Raw genomic sequence first — 17455 nt, forward strand, 5'->3', positions numbered from 1 at the left:
ATATATTTATTATTACAATCACAAACGAATGAAGGCAAAATTAAATGACCTAAGTCCAATAGAATACCGGACTCAGGTCTTAGAAGCTGCCTAATCTTTTTGTCTAACTTTATTGGGTCAGATCAACTGCTTGTTAGCTTTTTAAGATAAGAAGAAAAGTGAGGTTACTTTGCTAAAACATATGTTTCAATTGCGTGTGCAACTCCATGCTCATTATTTGTTAATGTCACGACATCAGCAATGTCTTTAACCGTTGGGTCAGCATTGCCCATTGCAATGGAAAGCCCGGCAGCCTCTAACATTGGAACATCGTTGAAATTATCTCCGATTGCTACCGTATTTTCAATTGGAATATTAAAATACTCAGCCATTACTTTAATACCGTTTCCTTTATGTCCATTTGTATCCATAATTTCAATATTAAATGGACCTGAAGTTGTAATTGAAATGCCCTCAAAGGCTTTAAGAGTAGCGATAAGTTCGTCTTTTCCTGAAATAGTTGGAATGAAGAACTTTTGAATAGCAATCTCTTCAATCTTTAGGACATCTTCAATTTCATCAAAGAGTTTAATTGTATCGGTTTCTTGTGGTTGTTCAGTCAGGAATTTATATTCTTTAGGAGTTAGACCGCTGCTGAATTCCTGATTTTGCTCAAGGAATGCCAGCATACGCTCTGTCCAAGTGGAAGCAACTAATATCCCGTGGCTTGTATAAAGTTTAAATGGGTATTTTTTTTCGTTAAGGATCGCAGCAACTTCCTTCACGCTTTCTTTGTCTATGGAAATTTGACTTAATAATTTACCGTCTGCAAGTACCTTTGTGCCATTGCTTCCTGCTACAGGACAATCAAGCGGTGTTTTTTCAATAAGCTGTTTGATATCTTCAGGTGCTCGGCCTGAACAAATCATTACGACATGGCCAGCTTGTTGTGCTTTTTGAATCGCGTCCACATTTTCTTTTGAGATTTCAATGTTTGAAGATAACAATGTTCCATCAAGGTCAATTGCGATTAATTTTTTCATCTGGTGTGTCTCCTTTGCAACGATTGGATTCTAAATAAATGAAAAATAAAGTGCATGATAACTCAATTATCTATTATGACATATTTTTCGATAATTAATTAGTAAAAAAGCATGAAAAATTAGTAAAACTTCAAAAAGCTTTTTCTTTTTGTGAAAAAAAGTTATACTTTCCAAGAGAAATGAGTGTTATGGAGGGATTAGCATGGTTCGATTCGGAATTATCGGTACGAACTGGATTACGGAAAGCTTTATTCAAGCAGCTAGCAAAGTAGAGGACTTTTCACTTACAGCTGTATATTCCAGAACGAGTGAAAAGGCAGTAGAATTTGCTGGTAAATTTAACATAAAGCATACGTTTACAGATCTAGAGGAATTTACAAGCAGCGACACTTTTGATGCGGTTTATATTGCAAGTCCTAATTCACTGCATGCACAACAAGCAATCTTATGCATGAGTAATGGGAAGCATGTTCTTTGTGAAAAGCCAATTGCTTCAAATACAAAGGAACTAAATGAAATGATAAAGTCGGCGAATGAAAATTCTGTTGTCTTGATGGAAGCTCTCAAAACCAGCTTTTTGCCTAATTTTTTAGCGATCAAAGAAAATCTGCATAAAATTGGACAAGTTCGCCGTTATTTTGCAAGCTATTGTCAATATTCTTCTCGCTATGACAAATATAAAGAAGGTATTGTCTTAAATGCCTTCAACCCGGAATTCTCAAATGGGGCACTCATGGATATTGGGATCTACTGTGTTTACCCTGCAGTGGTGTTATTTGGAGAACCGAAGCAAATAAAAGCTTCAAGTTATATGCTCGAGTCAGGTGTAGACGGAGAGGGAAGTTTATTGCTTACATATGATGAAATGGATGCGGTCATCATGTATTCTAAAATTACAAACTCCTATGTTCCTTCTGAAATTCAAGGAGAAAATGGCAGTATCATCATTGATAAGATTCACACACCGGAAAATGTAAAAATTCAGTATAAAGATGGACGTATTGAAGATATTACAAGACCGCAAGATTCAGAAAGCATGTATTATGAAGCTAAGGAATTTATCGAATTGGTTACAGCGAAGAAAAAACAATCCGATTTAAACTCCCATCAAAATTCGATTGTGACAGCAAAAATAATAGAAGACGCTAGAAACCAAATAGGGTTAGTTTATCCGGCAGATAAGTAATTAGAGTATTGGGGACAGTTTCTCATTGGAAATGATGAGGAACTGTCCTCTTTCTATTTGACTGTTTTTGCAGACCTTGTTGTTAATTAGAGCACAGATGTGAATGTTAAAATTTGTGTTCTTTTTTTAGCATGATATTAGAAGGGGGATTTAAAGAAATAGGCTATTAGCCGATTGTCTTAAGTTAAACCCTTCTATTTCCATAATTCAAGAAGAAAAAAGGAATATATTTTTCTTAAAGGGGTATAGTAAAGTTGGAAATGCGGATTAACCATAAAATCCCAAAATTTTATTGCTATATTAGGAGGGAAACGGGTGACTAATGATATTCCAAAAACAAATGAAGAAAACGAGGATACACTTACAAACAGGCAAGGCCATCCAGTAACTAATAATCAGAACATAAGAACTGTTGGAAATCGCGGCCCAGCCACTTTAGAAAATTATGATTTTATCGAAAAAATCAGTCATTTTGATAGAGAACGTGTTCCTGAACGCGTAGTTCATGCTCGTGGTGCAGGAGCACATGGTTATTTCGAGGCTTATGGTACAGCTGGAAACGAACCTGTTTCAAAATACACTCGCGCAAAATTATTTCAGGAAAAAGGGAAAAGGACACCTCTTTTTGTTCGTTTTTCATCTGTTATCCATGGCGGGCACTCTCCTGAAACCCTAAGAGATCCGCGTGGCTTTGCTGTTAAATTTTATACAGAAGATGGAAACTGGGATTTGGTTGGAAATAATTTAAAAATATTTTTTATCCGTGATGCGGTGAAGTTTCCTGATATGATTCATGCCTTTAAACCAGATCCAGTAACGAATATTCAAGATAGTGAAAGGTTCTTTGATTTTTGTTGCAATTCACCTGAAACCTTCCATATGGTAACCTTTGTTTACTCCCCATGGGGCATACCTGCTAATTACCGTATGATGCAGGGTTCAGGGGTAAATACATATAAATGGGTAAATAGTGAAGGAGAAGCCGTACTTGTAAAGTATCATTGGGAACCAAAGCAAGGTATAAAAAATTTGACACAAAAGGAAGCAGAAGAAATTCAAGCGAAAAACTTTAACCATGCTACCCAGGATTTATATGAGGCAATTGAGAAGGGGGATTACCCGGAATGGGAGTTACTTGTGCAAATTATGAGTGACGACGAACACCCTGAATTGGATTTCGATCCGCTTGATGACACGAAGTTGTGGCCGGAAGATCAATTCCCATGGCTGCCAGTCGGAAAAATGGTATTAAATAAAAATCCTGAAGATTATTTTACAGAGGTGGAGCAGGCTGCCTTCGGTACAGGAGTTTTAGTTGATGGACTTGATTTTTCCGACGATAAAATGCTTCAAGGGAGAACATTTTCTTACTCAGATACTCAACGTTATCGGGTCGGTGCTAATTATTTACAACTTCCGATTAATGCTCCGAAAAAACGGGTAGCGACAAATCAAAGCGGTGGTCAAATGCAGTATAAAGTGGACCGTGCACCAGGACAAAATCCGCATATTAATTATGAGCCCTCGTTATTAGGAGGATTAAAAGAAGCTAAACAATATGGAAAAGAATACACACCAAAAATTGAAGGGAATTTAGTTCGAGAGTCAATCGATCGCCAAAGCAATACAAAACAAGCTGGTGAAACGTATCGCAGATTCGAACAATGGGAAAAAGATGAATTAATTTCCAACCTTGTAAACGATCTATCAAAATGTGACCAAAGAATACAAGATAAAATGCTTGCTCTTGCTGAAGAAGCAGATGAAGAGTATGGCCGCAGATTAAGAGAAGGCCTGGCACAATCTGCTAAGGAAGGATCCAGCCAAAAACCTCTTGGTAATCGAGAAGGGGATCATGCAACAAAGAATGCTGTGGAAAAAGGCCATAAAGCTGATCCTTATTAATATTCTTAGTATTAGGGCATAATGATCAGTGCAATAGCAGAAATAAAATAGGAGTCTCCTGGATCACCCTAAGAAAGCTTTGTGCCTGTAGCAAAAATCAACAGACAAGTTTAATAGAGCCTATAATAGAAAGGAGCAAGGAAAATGGCTGAAAGAGATAGTCACAAAAATCAACAAAAGAAAATGAAAAAAGCAAGTGATGCCATCAATACTGATAAAGACTTTGGGAATGATTTAGCCGAAACAAAGCACAACGAAAAAAAGTCAAGAAAATAAAGCGAGACTTATCGGATCATCAGGGGCAGTTATCCCAATTCACCTAATTAACAGTGAAAGCTATTACTGCCCGTTAAGAATGGGATAAAACAATTAAAAAGGCTTGGGTCCGTTCTTGACTATTGGAAAACGGCCCCAAGCTTTTTTTAGTCATAGTAAAAACATCTAAGCCGTTAAAATCCACTATTTTATGAATGTACGTTATAATGAAAGGACAAATAAAGTATACGTTAATGAAATTAGGGGGGCTTTTATGACAGAAATACCAGCTGAATTACAGAGAGAAATTAAACAACATCAAGGGTTAAGTAAATCTAAATTATTAAAAAGAATCTTGTTCATTTTTATTGGCGCCGTGTTAATGGCAGTCGGTTTAGAAATTTTTTTAGTTCCCAACAAGGTAATTGATGGGGGCATTGTCGGGATCTCGATTATTCTTTCTCATTTATTAGGTTGGAAGTTAGGACTATTTATTTTCCTGTTAAACATTCCTTTTTTCTTTATTGGCTATAAACAAATAGGAAAAACATTTGCTCTATCAACTTTGTTTGGCATTATCGTTCTATCTATTGCTACAAGTTTGCTCCATCCTGTACCTGCTTTTACAGAGGATTTGCTTCTCGCCACCGTATTTGGCGGAATTATTTTAGGTGTTGGTGTGGGGATTGTGATCCGATATGGCGGATCTTTAGATGGTACTGAAATATTAGCTATTCTTGCAAATAAGAGGCTTCCTTTTTCAGTTGGTGAAATTATTATGTTTTTTAATATCTTCATACTTGGAAGCGCTGGTTTTGTCTTTGGCTGGAACAGAGCCATGTATTCATTAATTGCTTATTTCGTAGCATTTAAGACAATTGATATTGTTCTCGAAGGACTTGACGAATCAAAGTCTGCATGGATTATAAGTGATCAGTACAGGGAAATTGGAGATGCTATTTTAGCCCGGCTGGGACGCGGTGTTACTTACCTCAATGGAGAAGGTGCTTATACAGGAGATGATAAGAAGGTTATTTTCTGTATCATTACCCGTTTAGAGGAAGCAAAATTAAAATCGATTGTAGAAGACCATGATCCATCTGCCTTTTTAGCGGTGGCCAATATTGCAGAGGTTCGCGGGGGAAGATTCAAGAAAAAGGATATTCACTAATAAGGCTACAAATTCACCTCATAAAGTTTTTGGGAAAAGGATTATTTTCCCCCATTCATTCATACGTATATAGGGACAAGAGATGCTTGGACTATACAAAAACGCAAGTACCTTGAACAGACCCAAAAGGCATGAGAAGCTTAGAAATGGAGACGTTTTTTCTTCAATTCCAGAGTGGCTAGACTTGGGGGGCTAGCAGCTGGCAGTCAACGTCCTGTCGTACTGACTGCACTTGCACTTCCTATGCTTCGGAGCTGGCGGTCAAATGGATAATCAACTGTACAGGGCTTTTGCAGTTTCCCAACGATATAAAGGGTAGGGGTGTGAATGAATGGAGGAAGCAATTCTCGATATATTAGAATGGCTGACAAGCCTTGGGTATTTGGGAATAGCAATTGGATTAATGCTTGAGGTAATACCAAGTGAAATCGTTCTTGGATATGGCGGGTACTTAATTGTTATTGGAAAAGTCGGCTTTTTAGGAGCGTTTGCAGCAGGTGTGATTGGCGGAACCATTGCTCAACTAATCTTATATTGGCTTGGCAGTTATGGAGGAAGACCCTTTCTTGAGAACTACGGAAAATTTCTGCTTATAAAAAATCACCATTTAGATGTTGCTGAATCATGGTTTGAAAAATATGGCTCTGGAGTGATCTTCGGGGCAAGATTTATTCCAGTAGTCAGACATGCGATAAGTATCCCTGCAGGAATTGCAAAAATGCCTTTATGGAAATTTACATTTTACACTGTTGCCGCGATGATTCCTTGGACGATTTTCTTTTTATATTTAGGGATCGAGTTAGGCAGCAACTGGATGTATATAAAAGAAGTTGCCCGGCCATATCTTATTCCTATCACGAGCTTTGCTGTGCTTATGGCCATTGTCTATTACTTAGTAAAGAGGTATAAAACACCCCGTACAACTGAATGAAAGGTAAGTCGGACTTTGGCTTAGGACTACTTGGTAACTAGCAACAAAGTTTATGAAAAGAGTCTCTTTCTGTGCAATTGTTAAAATAATTATAGATTCTTTTCCTCATAATTTTCTATTCAAAGGTAAAAATGTAAACAACCTTAAATAGAAAGGACTAAGTGATATGGATCAAAAAGAAGAAGACTTTTATAATAATGAAGTTTTTGCACAGGCTGAAGTTGTGCCTCACCCAAAGGATGAAAACCGCTCGGCATTAATCTTAACGCAATCGTTTCATCTTTTATCAGATGAGGATGTATCTGCAAAAGAAACATCAACAGAAGATGAACAATAACATGGTTTCCTTAAAAACTAACAAGAGCCTGATCCGTTTTTGGATCAGGCTCTCTTACGATTAATGATTTGCCATTTTAGCATTTGCTTTGTCATAAACAGCGAGTTTTTTGACAAGTATTGAACTGTCTTGATTTAAACCAACAATTCTCGCTTCAGTACCATTTTGTTTAAATTTGAAAACAATTTTATCAATCGCTCCAACAGCTGAATCATCCCATAAATGTGCCTGGCTTAAGTCAATAACCACATGCTGAATATCTTCTTTATAGTCAAAGCTTGCCACCAAATCTGTAGCAGAGGCAAAGAATAATTGCCCTTTTACAATATAGGTTTTCTGATAGCTTTCATCAAGTTTTGTTTCCACATGGACCTTTGAAATTTTAGCTGCAAAGAAAACCGCACTAAGGATTACACCTGCAATTACTCCCTTAGATAAATCATGTGTATAGACGACAGTGACAACTGTTACGATCATCACAGCTGAGTCCGTAATCGGCATAACGTGCAGCTTTCTCAGTGAAGACCAGTCAAATGTACCGATTGATACCATAATCATAACAGCGACTAAAGCAGCCATTGGAATTTGCACTAGAATATCGTTTAGCAAAATGATTAAGATCATCAGGAAAACACCAGCAATAAGAGTAGACAAACGACCGCGCCCGCCAGATTTAACGTTGATACCAGATTGGCCAATCATCGCACAGCCTGCCATACCTCCAAAAAATCCAGCGATAATATTGGCGATTCCTTGTCCTCTTGCTTCTTTGTTTTTATCACTTTCCGTATCTGTCAGATCATCAACAATTTGTGCGGTTAAAAGTGATTCCAATAATCCGACAAGTGCTAATGCGATAGAATAAGGAAGGATGATTTGCAACGTCTCAAAATTAAACGGGATTTGCGGAATTAAGAACATTGGTAATGCCTGTGTTAATTCTCCCATATCACCGACAGTACGAACCGAAACGCCAGATAAAACTGCAAAAATCGTCATCACGATAATGGCTACAAGCGGTGATGGAACAACTTTTGTAAACCTAGGAAAAATGTAAATAATGGCTAATGATCCGGTAACCATTGCGTACATAATCCATGATTCACCAACAAAGTGGGGCAGTTGTGCCATAAAAATTAAAATGGCTAAGGAGTTTACAAAGCCAACCATAACAGAACGTGGAATAAACTTCATCAATCTGCCTATTTTAAGAACACCGAGAATAATTTGAATCATTCCAGTTAAGATCGTTGCGGCAAGGAGATATTGCAGCCCGTGTTCAGCTACTAACGTAACCATTACTAACGCCATTGCCCCTGTAGCTGCAGAAATCATTCCCGGTCTTCCGCCTACGAATGCAATTACGACGGCGATACAAAATGAGGCATACAATCCAACCATCGGGTCAACACCAGCGATAATCGAAAACGCAATTGCTTCAGGAATAAGGGCTAAGGCGACCACGATGCCTGAAAGGATATCCCCGCGGATATTTCCGAACCATTGTTGTTTTAATGTTTGTGTATTCAATACAGCACCTCTTCTTCTTATTAAATTTTTAGGTGACTTTCAACTCTCATGAAAGTCGGGTCGTTGATAACGGAGAACATTATAGCATCATTTATTGAAAATATATATTATTATGTAAGCGTGTACTTGTGCTGTTTTCATTGATTAACTCGAATTTTCTCCGGTTTAAGCAGAATTTTGTAGAACTAATTTTATATTAAAGAGGTAAGCGGTACTGTAGAATAGTAGTAAAGCAAAATGGAGGAGAATGGATGTTCAAAGACATTTTGTTGGCAACTGATGGATCTGAGCATGCTTTTCGAGCTGCAATAAAGGCTGCTGAAGTTGCAAAATTAAGTAATGATGCTCATATAAAGGTCATTTATATTGTAGATGATTCAACCTCAAAATCTGATGTATTATCTGAGGGAAGCAAGGAGGCTGTCTATGAAAGGCGGTTACGCAGGATTAGACCCACTGAAGAAATTTTAAAGCAGCAGCAGATAAACTATACAGTAGAAATACTAAGGGGTGAGCCTGGACCAGAAATTGTGAGGTATGCCAATAATCAACATTTTGATTTAGTTGTAATTGGCAGCAGAGGTTTAAATAAATTGCAGGAATTGGTATTAGGCAGTGTAAGTCATAAGGTTGCAAAACGTGCAGAGTGCCCGGTTATGATCGTTAAATAGCTATGCTCAAGGTATTTTGTTCAAAAAGGCTGACAAAAAAATCTATTTATTTTCTTGTGCCAGCCCAGCAAATATTAATCCATTCTCTTTTATTGCTTTACATATTTGGCGGGTAAAGGCAAGCCTCTCATAAAAATCTCTCTTTCAAGCATTTTGATAAAATCATTGCTAATTTGCAATCTGCAGGATTCTTGATAGCTTTCCAGTAATATTTCATTAGATAAGTTTGAAAACCTCATTTTTTATCATCCTTTAATCAAATAGTTATTAATTGGCTTTACTAAATGGTTCTTACCACAAATAAATAGATTTTAAACAATTTTCAAACAAATGTTGAAAATTGTTGTAAAGTTTTTGATTGAAAACGTCACTTTTTGATTTTAATTGTAAATTTTCAGTAGATTAGTACTTTTGTTATGTTTACTTTTTGTCATGTCTTTTTCATAATGAATATAAGCTTTCTTAGGAGGGATATCTTATGGGTAAAGGTAGAATCCGAGTGGAAGAACGTATTAAACAGGAAACAGACGAAGAAATTTTTGAGGCTAAGCTAATAGAAGAAAAGGTTAGAGATAGAGATAACGATAAGTAGAAAATGGGGAGCGATTTCGCTCCCCTTTTCTTTTTCTTAGGAAATGATAATGTAATAAAACTAACTATGGTAGGTCAAGGCACTTGCGCCTTTTCTTATAGATCGTCGAATCCATTATCGACATGGTTAACCTTTGTATATTGACGTGATTTTTGTTCGAAGAAATCAGATTTTCCTAAATCAACTTCCTCATAAGCTTTAATCCATTTTAAAGGGTTTGTACGGTATCCTTCAAAAGGACGTTCATATCCAAGTTGATTACATCTGACGTTTGCATAAAACTTGATATAATCACTGACATCGTTCATATTGATTCCATCAAGTTTATTACCGATAATAAAACGTCCCCACTCGATTTCGAGCTCGGCAGCTTTAATAAATGTATTTTTTACAAATTCTGCAAGTTCTTCAGTGTCATATTCCGGATATTGTTTTAAAACTTCTTTATAGATTTGAACGAACAAATCGACATGAATTTGTTCATCACGGTTAATATAGTTAATCATCGTGCTTGTTGCGACCATTTTTTGGTTTCGTGCCAAATTGTAAAAGAAAGCAAACCCGGAATAAAAAAAGAGTCCTTCTAAAATGACATCATATACGATCGATTTTAACAGGTGTTCAATTGTTGGCTGTTCAGCAAAGGACTGATAGCCATTAGTTACAAATTCATTCCGTTTTCTTAAGATAGGTTCATTTCTCCAATACTCAAAAACCTCATCCTGTGTTTGTTTCGGTACAAGGCTTGAAAGGACATATGAATAGGAATGGTTGTGAATAACCTCCTGCTGGGCAAGGATGATCATTAAAGCATTGATGCTCGAATCTGTTATATAGTCAGCAACTTTTCCAGCATAATCAGTTTGAATGCTGTCAAGTAGGGCAAGAAGTCCAATAATTTTTAAAAAAGCATCCTTTTCATCATCTGTTAAGGCCGGATATTGCTTAATATCTTGAGCCATATTAATTTCAAATGGCGTCCAAAAATTAGCAAGCATTTTTTTATAACGCGGAAATGCCCAAGGATAGGCAACATCATCCCAGTTTAATACATTCGAGCTCTCTCCGTTAATAATCGCAGTTGAACGATTCGGAGCAGCAGCATCCATGATTTTTCGTTTCATAAGTGTAGTGTTTTCCATTTAGTGAGCTCCTTTTATCTATTCTCTATTTAGAAGATTAGACGCATTTGCGTAAGAGTATACCTGACGCTTAGGTGTTAGAAAAATAAAAAAACGTCTGTACTTAGTTAGTATTGGTGTCTAGCTCCAGGCGCCATCGGCTCTAGGGTCTAATCAAATAGGAATTGAAGGTAAAGAACACCTTCTATTTCTATTCGCCTTATGCTTGTCAGGGCATGGCAAGGCTCATTAGTTTGTGAAGAATCTAAAACTCTCTGTACTCAGTCTTAATGTCTAGCTGCAGCGCCTAGCCCCTCGAGTCATAAGCCAATTTAGAATTGAAGGCAAAGAACACCTTCTATTCTAAATCGTCTTATGCTTGTCGGGGCTGTTCGAGGCTCTTAGGTGTTAGAAAAATAAAAAAACGTCTGTACTTAGTATTGGTGTCTAGCTCCAGGCGCCATCGGCTCGAGGGCATAAGTCAAATAGGAATTGAAGGTAAAGAACACCTTCTATTCCTATTCGCCTTATGCTTGTCACCGATAGGCGGGCGCCTTGCGCTTTTCGGGTTAACTCGCGCAGGATTCGCATTCTTCTATTTCACTTGATGTTGAGCGTAAGTAATAGGTTGTTTTTAGTCCTTCTTTCCATGCAGTTAAATGCAGGTCTAGTAAGTCCTTTGCTTTGATTGTGTTTTGTACATAAAGGTTAAAGGATATCGATTGGTCGATATGGCGTTGTCTAGCAGCATTTTGCTTAATGCTCCAGCGCTGGTCTATAAAATAAGCTGATTTGTAATACCATGTTGTCGTAGAATTTAAATCAGGTACGGTAACAGGAATCTTATAATCTTTCTTTTCTTCTGAGTAAACCTTTTGGAAAATCGGATCAATGCTTGCTGTGCTTCCGGCAATAATTGATGTCGATGCGTTTGGTGCAACAGCCATTAAGTATGCGTTCCGAATTCCATGCGTTTTTATTTCTTCCTTCAATTGCTCCCAGTCAAGATTGCTTTCTTTTGACAGATAGCCTCGCTTTTCAAAATAAGAGCCAGTTTGCCAATCTGAACCTTCAAATATGGAGTAGGAGCCTTTTTCTTTTGCAAGCTCCATACTTGCACGAATCGTTAGATAAGAGATCTTTTCATAAAGCTCGTCAGCATATTGAACTGCTTCTTCGTGCTCCCATCTTAATTGTTTTAATGCAAGCAGGTGATGCCATCCAAACGTACCGACACCTATAGAACGGTACTTCTGATTGGTCAACTTGGCTTGAAGCACAGGAATCGTGTTTAAATCAATCACATTGTCTAACATTCTTACTTGGATCGGAATCAGTTTTTCTAACACATCTTCTGTGACAGCTTTTGCAAGATTAATAGAGGAGAGATTACATACAACAAAATCTCCTGGCGTTTTGACGGTAATGATTTTTCCATCCTCTGTATATTGCTCTTCAACTGTCGTTGCGCTTTGATTTTGCGTGATTTCCGTGCAAAGGTTGCTGCAGTAGATCATTCCTTGATGTGCGTTCGCATTTTGTCTGTTTACTTCATCGCGATAGAACATATATGGAGTACCTGCTTCTAATTGACTGATCATGATACGTTTCATGATTTCAATTGCTGGGACCTTTTCTTTCGATAACTGATCATTGCTGACACACTCCCAGTATTTTTGACGGAAGCTGCCATTTCCTTTTTCCTCATCATAAAAATCTTCAATGCTGTAGCCCATTACTTTGCGAACCTCGTGAGGGTCAAATAAGTACCAATCACCGCGTGTTTCCACCTGCTCCATAAAAACATCAGGAATACAAACGCCTGTAAATAAGTCATGGGTCCGCATGCGTTCGTCACCATTATTCAGCTTAGCATCGAGAAAGGAGAAAATATCCTTATGCCAAACATCTAAATAAACAGCAATTGCACCTTTGCGCTGTCCTAGCTGGTCTACGCTGACCGCTGTATTGTTTAGCTGCTTCATCCATGGAATAACCCCAGATGAAACACCTTTAAATCCTTTAATATCACTTCCCCGACTGCGAATTTTTCCTAAATAAGCTCCAATTCCTCCGCCTGATTTTGATAGGTTCGCAATGTCGGTATTGCTGTCAAAAATTCCTTGCAGGCTATCGTCAATCGTATCAATAAAGCAACTTGATAACTGTCCGACAGGTTTACCTGCATTTGATAAGGTTGGGGTTGCCACTGTCATATAGAGATTACTCATTGCCCAATACGCTTCTTTTATGAGCTCAAGGCGTTGTTGCTTATTTTCATTAGCCATTAGGGTCATGGCTATGAGTAAGAATCGTTCTTGGGGAAGCTCATAGGTTTGCTTTGAGAAATCACGTGTTAAGTAGCGGTCAGCTAAGGTTCTTAAGCCAATGTATGTAAATAATCTGTCGTTTTCTGGATTGATGTATGAACCAATTTCTTCAATCTCTGTTTTAGTGTATTGATCAAGAAGCTTGCTGTGATAAAGGCCCTTCGTAACTAAGATCTCAATCAATTGATAAAAGCTTCCGTATTTTTGCGATTTATCATATTCTCTATTTGCAGCAGCTTCCTTGTAAAGCTTAGTTAAATAGATTTGTGCACAAAAATAGGTCCAATCGGGCTCTAGTTCATGAATATTTGATAGTCCTTCTAAAATGAGCAAATTTGTGAGTTGTTCAGACGTATATGAATCTCTTTGGAGAATGGTGTTTTCGATCCTAGTAAGATAATCGTCTATTTGCAGGGAAGGGAAATGCTGATGTATGTTTTTAATAAATGATGTAAGTTTATTCAGGTCAAATGCTTCTTGATGATTCCCGCTAATAATAACTGGGGTTATAGTTGTATTCATAATAAATTCCTCCATCTGTTCGTTTTGCTAAGGGGGAGGGGAAAACGACAGATAAGAGAGCAGGGCAGTATTGGAGAAAAAGCCCATTAATCCTTACTATCGTTTCATCTTCTCAGCCCCCGAAGAAATTGAAACTTAGCATGTAAAAGGTAGGTCTCCTGACTTGTGCTCGTCCTACTTTGAGGCCTTCCCATACACCATGTGTACAGTGGCAATCTCAGTTCGTCACACTTACAGTTGCGGGGACAGTTCTGGATTTTCACCAGATTCCCTTTTCAGCCTGTTAGGCGCCTTTACTTGCAAAGATACAATATATAGTTTTTGATTTTATAAGTATATCAATATATAGTTATGATTCGTCTATATCAATAATAAGGCACAGATATAAATTAATCAACCAATACTTACTAATTGTCGAAATTTATCTAGATTCATAGAATTTTGCAGAGGAACAAAAAGGATCTGGCTTAATCCAGATCCGCTCAATAGTAATTAGACAGTGGTTTTCCTTTTCGTCATAAATCCAAAAAGGATTGAAAAGAATGGTGATAAATATAAGTACGATACAAAGGGCAAATATTCTATTACGGAAACACCAAGTGTTTGTGCAAAGAAGGCGCCGCTAACTCCCCAAGGAATCAGAGGATTCACCAATGTACCAGCATCCTCTAATGTCCGTGACATATATTTTCGTTCGATTTTCATTTTATCATATAAGCCTTTAAAGGATTGACCAGGGATGAGAATCGATAAGTATTGCTCACCGGTTAAAAGGTTCACCCCAAAGGAGGAAGCAGCTGTTGAGAGAATAAGCTGACCCTTAGATTTAATATGTTCGATCAATCCGTTCAATAAAGCAGGGATAATATTTAATGCTTCTAATATACCGCCAAATGCAAAGGCGATTATAATGAGTGAAATGGACCACATCATTGATTGTAAGCCGCCGCGATTCAGCATATTTGAGACCTGTTCATTTTCGATTGTAAACGTAGTTCCGTTTTGTAAGACATGAAAAAAGTCGCCAACAGGTACATCCTGCAACCAGAAAGAAGTGATTCCCGCCGAAATGATACCAACGATCAATGCAGGAATTACAGGCACCTTTCGAATAGCTAAAAAGATAACCAATAGTGGTGAAAGCAACGTAAGACTGCTAATTTGAACATAGTCTTTTATAATCGTTACCATATTTGTCATCTCAATAAGAGATACTGTATGGGACGGTGCTATTCTGCCTAATAAATAAAAGAGAGCAATAGTAATAAGAATACTGGGAGTCGTTGTTCTGGTCATATGTTTAATATGGGTGAAAAGCTTTACAGAAGATACCCCAGATGCAAAATTCGTTGTATCAGACATAGGTGACATTTTATCTCCAAGGCAAGCTCCAGAAATAATTGCACCTGCGACCCAAGTGGCAGGGAGGCCAACTGCCATCCCAGCACCCATAAGAGCTACTCCAACTGTGCTTATAGTGGTGAAGGAGCTTCCGACAAGACTTGAGATAACCATACAAGAAAATAAGGAGGTAATCAGCAAAAAGTCAGGATGGATCACGGTTAGAGCATATACCATAACGGTTGGTATCGTACCGCTGGACATCCAAGCCCCAATTAAAATCCCAATTAAGGCCAAGATGATAATTGGCTGAATGCCTCTCTGTATCCCCATGATGATCCCTGATTCTAAGTCCTTCCATGTATAACCCTTGATCAAACCAAGAAAAGAGACAGCAATCAAACAATTAAATAGTGCCAGATGCGGCTCTGTTTTTAATACGAATAAACTGGAAATAATAATCGCTAATATAAGAAATAAAATGAAAACTGCTTCTTTAAATTGAAACGTAGCTGTATTTTTTATCATAAACTTGCTCCTTTATAACTTAAACGCTTTTATGCTTTTTTGCATAAAAGCACAACAAAGAATATTATATCAATCTAATATTCTTTGTCAATTATTTAAAGGATCTTAGTTTTGGTTTTTTCTGTTTTAATCCTATGAATTTGGCGGTTTATTACTTTCTAATTGATGGAACAAGAGGAAATTAGAGTTTTTTAGAATAATGATTCAACTTGAGATTACTTTATAAAAAATAGATTTTGTCTCTCGGATAATTTATAGTGGTTAAACAATAGCAAAGTACACGATTAAGGGGCAAAAAGCGGTTAGATAGGAAAGATCATGTCTTATAGAACGCTTATAAAGGACAAAATGAGATTGGAGAGAAAAGGGAAAGTCCAATAGAACGCTTATAAAGGATAAAACGAGGTAGGAGAGGAAAGAAAAGTAAAAAGTCCTTTATATAGCATAAAGGACAAATCACGGTCTAGAGAGCAAAGTATACGTTCATTATGTTATATGGATTTTGCCATTTCTTTTAAGCTTTCAGATGTTTCGGCGATTTGCATGATTGATTTAGAGGCATCATTGGGCGATTCTTCGAATTCTGTGCACATCTTAAAGATATGCAAAAATATAGCAGGAAAAGGAAAGTAGATGTAAAAAAATGACTGGCTCAAAACCAAAGGGTAAGACCCCCAAGCACGTACTGGTGTTTGGAAGATCTTACCCTTTTGAGAAAGCTGCAAAAATTATTTTGCGATTAATACCGGGATATTTGATTGTTGGGAAACTTTTTCACTAACACTTCCGAATAATAGTCGTTTTAAGCCGCTGTGATCCCGGCTTCCGACTACAATTAGATTTGCGTTGTTTTCCCTTGCAAATGAAACAATGACATCAGCCGGGTCTCCATCTAGGATTGTCACCTCTCCATCGACATGATGGTGATCAAGCATTCTTTTTGCTTCACTCTGCAATGCCATGGTTGCTTTATCATATTCTTGTATTTCAGAGTGTTCGCCAGGATCAGGTATTACAGGGAAATGTCTCGTGTTTTCTGCATCATAGCTGTTATTTGGTATCATTGATCCAAAATTATTGCTAACAGGAACATCATCTAAAAGCGCTTTCTTTTGAATGTGAACGACGGAAAGATCTGAATTCAGTTGTTTGCTGAGCTGAATTCCCAATTCAAGCGCTTCTTTACCATCTTCAGAACTATTATAAGCTACAACTATTCGTTCAAAGGTCTTCATTTTAATCATCCTTTCAAAATTTTTATAATCGGTGAAATTTTCTGGATGATAATTGTATATTAAAAGCTGGTTTTACAAACTTTGTTACTGGTAATTAATGCTGAATGGTTGATTGCAGCGAGGGAGACTTGCTTTCCACATGCGCCAAGTCTCAGCTTTCCCGAGTTTCCACAGGAGTCTCGCAACCAGCTCCAATCAACATTTAAACTGTTTTCATCATAGAATCTTATTAAAAAATTAAATTAAGTAAAAAGCCAATTACAACGATTGCTCCGACAATTAAAAAGATTGTTCTCAACATATATACCACCTCCTGGCGAATGAAAAACTGTAAAATTTAATTAAAGCTTTACTTTCATTGCAGGTTGTAAGAGGTGTTGTTGTTGTAAGGTAATGGTTCTAGAACAAATTTCTATTAAATCATTTATGATTTGCTGTGGTGCAGGACCATCGATTAAGATTTTCAATGTTTGTCCATCCTTTACAGTTAGAAAACAGGTAACTAAGGATGGGAGTTTAGCCGCATCAATGATCGTTTTATTTCTAAGCAGAAAATAAATTTTTCCGTCGTATGATTTTGCCAACTGACTCACTCTTAGCAATTGGTCAATCCTTAATTGCTTCTTTATAGATAAGTCTAATGTCATTAATTTATTCATATATACCCTCCGAGAAGTAGTAGTTAATCATTACATACCTCAAAAATTCATTTCGAAAACTCATTAAAACGAAAATAGTGATATAGTACTAGATTTTTGGATTTTTAGGTGTTAGTGCC

Annotated in this window: 17 protein-coding genes and 1 riboswitch; of the genes, 9 read left to right on the forward strand and 8 right to left on the reverse strand. The window is 37.2% G+C overall.

Annotated elements, in window-relative coordinates; all coding sequences use genetic code 11:
• On the forward strand, positions 1–94 hold a 94-nt coding region (locus tag WQ54_RS32860), incomplete at its 5' end, for an IS3 family transposase (protein WP_156178016.1).
• A gap of 70 nt (positions 95–164) precedes the next feature.
• On the opposite strand, the gene WQ54_RS18540 is transcribed toward WQ54_RS32860, so the two are convergent.
• On the reverse strand, positions 165–1022 hold the full coding sequence (locus WQ54_RS18540; protein WP_046586156.1) for a Cof-type HAD-IIB family hydrolase: 858 nt from the start codon (positions 1020–1022) through the stop codon (positions 165–167).
• 202 nt (positions 1023–1224) lie between these two features.
• On the opposite strand from WQ54_RS18540, the gene WQ54_RS18545 reads away from it, so the two are divergent.
• The 6 genes from WQ54_RS18545 (at position 1225) to WQ54_RS33780 (ending at position 6807) form a co-directional block, all read left to right on the forward strand.
• Positions 1225–2208 carry a Gfo/Idh/MocA family protein gene (locus WQ54_RS18545; protein WP_046586157.1) on the forward strand — a complete coding sequence of 328 codons (984 nt, stop codon included), beginning with the start codon at positions 1225–1227 and terminating at the stop codon, positions 2206–2208.
• A 315-nt stretch (positions 2209–2523) separates the two neighbouring features.
• On the forward strand, positions 2524–4113 hold the full coding sequence (locus tag WQ54_RS18550) for a catalase (RefSeq protein ID WP_046586159.1): 1590 nt from the start codon (positions 2524–2526) through the stop codon (positions 4111–4113).
• A gap of 144 nt (positions 4114–4257) precedes the next feature.
• Positions 4258–4389: a hypothetical protein gene (locus tag WQ54_RS35310; protein WP_269431578.1), complete on the forward strand. Its 132-nt coding sequence runs from the start codon at positions 4258–4260 to the stop codon at positions 4387–4389.
• Positions 4390–4642: 253 nt separating this feature from the next.
• A complete protein-coding gene (locus WQ54_RS18555; RefSeq protein WP_046586161.1) occupies positions 4643–5539 on the forward strand; it encodes a YitT family protein in 897 nt (298 codons plus the stop codon).
• A gap of 331 nt (positions 5540–5870) precedes the next feature.
• Positions 5871–6470, forward strand: coding sequence for a DedA family protein (locus WQ54_RS18560; RefSeq protein ID WP_046586162.1), 600 nt, complete (start codon positions 5871–5873; stop codon positions 6468–6470).
• Positions 6471–6636: 166 nt separating this feature from the next.
• Entirely contained in the window at positions 6637–6807 is a 171-nt protein-coding gene (locus WQ54_RS33780) for a transcriptional regulator SplA domain-containing protein (RefSeq protein WP_156178017.1), read from the forward strand.
• A gap of 60 nt (positions 6808–6867) precedes the next feature.
• Here the strand turns inward: WQ54_RS33780 and WQ54_RS18565 are convergent, their stop codons facing one another.
• Positions 6868–8337, reverse strand: coding sequence for a SulP family inorganic anion transporter (locus WQ54_RS18565; RefSeq protein ID WP_046586165.1), 1470 nt, complete (start codon positions 8335–8337; stop codon positions 6868–6870).
• A 251-nt stretch (positions 8338–8588) separates the two neighbouring features.
• Here WQ54_RS18565 and WQ54_RS18570 point away from each other — a divergent pair, with 251 nt between their 5' ends.
• Positions 8589–9008, forward strand: coding sequence for a universal stress protein (locus WQ54_RS18570; protein ID WP_046586167.1), 420 nt, complete (start codon positions 8589–8591; stop codon positions 9006–9008).
• 89 nt (positions 9009–9097) lie between these two features.
• Here the strand turns inward: WQ54_RS18570 and sda are convergent, their stop codons facing one another.
• On the reverse strand, positions 9098–9247 hold the full coding sequence (gene sda / locus WQ54_RS32865; protein WP_084822154.1) for a sporulation histidine kinase inhibitor Sda: 150 nt from the start codon (positions 9245–9247) through the stop codon (positions 9098–9100).
• A 239-nt stretch (positions 9248–9486) separates the two neighbouring features.
• Between sda and WQ54_RS34345 the strand changes: the two genes are divergently transcribed.
• A complete protein-coding gene (locus WQ54_RS34345) occupies positions 9487–9600 on the forward strand; it encodes a YhdX family protein (RefSeq protein ID WP_197089626.1) in 114 nt (37 codons plus the stop codon).
• 95 nt (positions 9601–9695) lie between these two features.
• Here WQ54_RS34345 and WQ54_RS18575 read toward each other — a convergent pair whose 3' ends face one another.
• The 5 genes from WQ54_RS18575 to WQ54_RS18595 form a co-directional block, all read right to left on the reverse strand.
• Positions 9696–10742, reverse strand: a complete 1047-nt coding sequence (locus WQ54_RS18575; RefSeq protein ID WP_046586169.1) for a ribonucleotide-diphosphate reductase subunit beta — start codon at positions 10740–10742, stop codon at positions 9696–9698.
• A 548-nt stretch (positions 10743–11290) separates the two neighbouring features.
• On the reverse strand, positions 11291–13573 hold the full coding sequence (locus WQ54_RS18580) for a ribonucleoside-diphosphate reductase subunit alpha (RefSeq protein ID WP_231597575.1): 2283 nt from the start codon (positions 13571–13573) through the stop codon (positions 11291–11293).
• 130 nt (positions 13574–13703) lie between these two features.
• Positions 13704–13883: riboswitch (cobalamin riboswitch) on the reverse strand.
• Positions 13884–14065: 182 nt separating this feature from the next.
• Positions 14066–15442: a Na+/H+ antiporter NhaC gene (gene nhaC / locus WQ54_RS18585; protein WP_046586170.1), complete on the reverse strand. Its 1377-nt coding sequence runs from the start codon at positions 15440–15442 to the stop codon at positions 14066–14068.
• A gap of 728 nt (positions 15443–16170) precedes the next feature.
• Positions 16171–16677 carry a universal stress protein gene (locus WQ54_RS18590; protein WP_046586171.1) on the reverse strand — a complete coding sequence of 169 codons (507 nt, stop codon included), beginning with the start codon at positions 16675–16677 and terminating at the stop codon, positions 16171–16173.
• Positions 16678–17018: 341 nt separating this feature from the next.
• Complete coding sequence (locus tag WQ54_RS18595; RefSeq protein WP_046586173.1) at positions 17019–17336, reverse strand: hypothetical protein; 318 nt, start codon at positions 17334–17336, stop codon at positions 17019–17021.
• Between the last annotated feature and the right edge of the window lie 119 nt (positions 17337–17455).

The sequence above is a fragment of the Bacillus sp. SA1-12 genome (genome assembly GCF_000981385.1).
In the GTDB taxonomy this organism is placed as follows: domain Bacteria; phylum Bacillota; class Bacilli; order Bacillales; family Bacillaceae; genus Metabacillus.

Excerpts from the sequence above, each read along its gene's own strand:
- WQ54_RS18590 (WP_046586171.1), bottom strand. The coding sequence starts at position 16,677 with ATGAAGACCTTTGAACGAATAGTTGTAGCTTATAATAGTTCTGAAGAT.
- WQ54_RS18545 (WP_046586157.1), top strand. The coding sequence starts at position 1,225 with ATGGTTCGATTCGGAATTATCGGTACGAACTGGATTACGGAAAGCTTT.
- WQ54_RS34345 (WP_197089626.1), top strand. The coding sequence starts at position 9,487 with ATGGGTAAAGGTAGAATCCGAGTGGAAGAACGTATTAAACAGGAAACA.
- WQ54_RS18555 (WP_046586161.1), top strand. The coding sequence starts at position 4,643 with ATGACAGAAATACCAGCTGAATTACAGAGAGAAATTAAACAACATCAA.
- WQ54_RS18575 (WP_046586169.1), bottom strand. The coding sequence starts at position 10,742 with ATGGAAAACACTACACTTATGAAACGAAAAATCATGGATGCTGCTGCT.
- WQ54_RS18540 (WP_046586156.1), bottom strand. The coding sequence starts at position 1,022 with ATGAAAAAATTAATCGCAATTGACCTTGATGGAACATTGTTATCTTCA.
- WQ54_RS18580 (WP_231597575.1), bottom strand. The coding sequence starts at position 13,573 with ATGAATACAACTATAACCCCAGTTATTATTAGCGGGAATCATCAAGAA.
- WQ54_RS18570 (WP_046586167.1), top strand. The coding sequence starts at position 8,589 with ATGTTCAAAGACATTTTGTTGGCAACTGATGGATCTGAGCATGCTTTT.
- nhaC (WP_046586170.1), bottom strand. The coding sequence starts at position 15,442 with ATGATAAAAAATACAGCTACGTTTCAATTTAAAGAAGCAGTTTTCATT.
- sda (WP_084822154.1), bottom strand. The coding sequence starts at position 9,247 with ATGAGGTTTTCAAACTTATCTAATGAAATATTACTGGAAAGCTATCAA.
- WQ54_RS33780 (WP_156178017.1), top strand. The coding sequence starts at position 6,637 with ATGGATCAAAAAGAAGAAGACTTTTATAATAATGAAGTTTTTGCACAG.
- WQ54_RS18560 (WP_046586162.1), top strand. The coding sequence starts at position 5,871 with ATGGAGGAAGCAATTCTCGATATATTAGAATGGCTGACAAGCCTTGGG.
- WQ54_RS35310 (WP_269431578.1), top strand. The coding sequence starts at position 4,258 with ATGGCTGAAAGAGATAGTCACAAAAATCAACAAAAGAAAATGAAAAAA.
- WQ54_RS18595 (WP_046586173.1), bottom strand. The coding sequence starts at position 17,336 with ATGAATAAATTAATGACATTAGACTTATCTATAAAGAAGCAATTAAGG.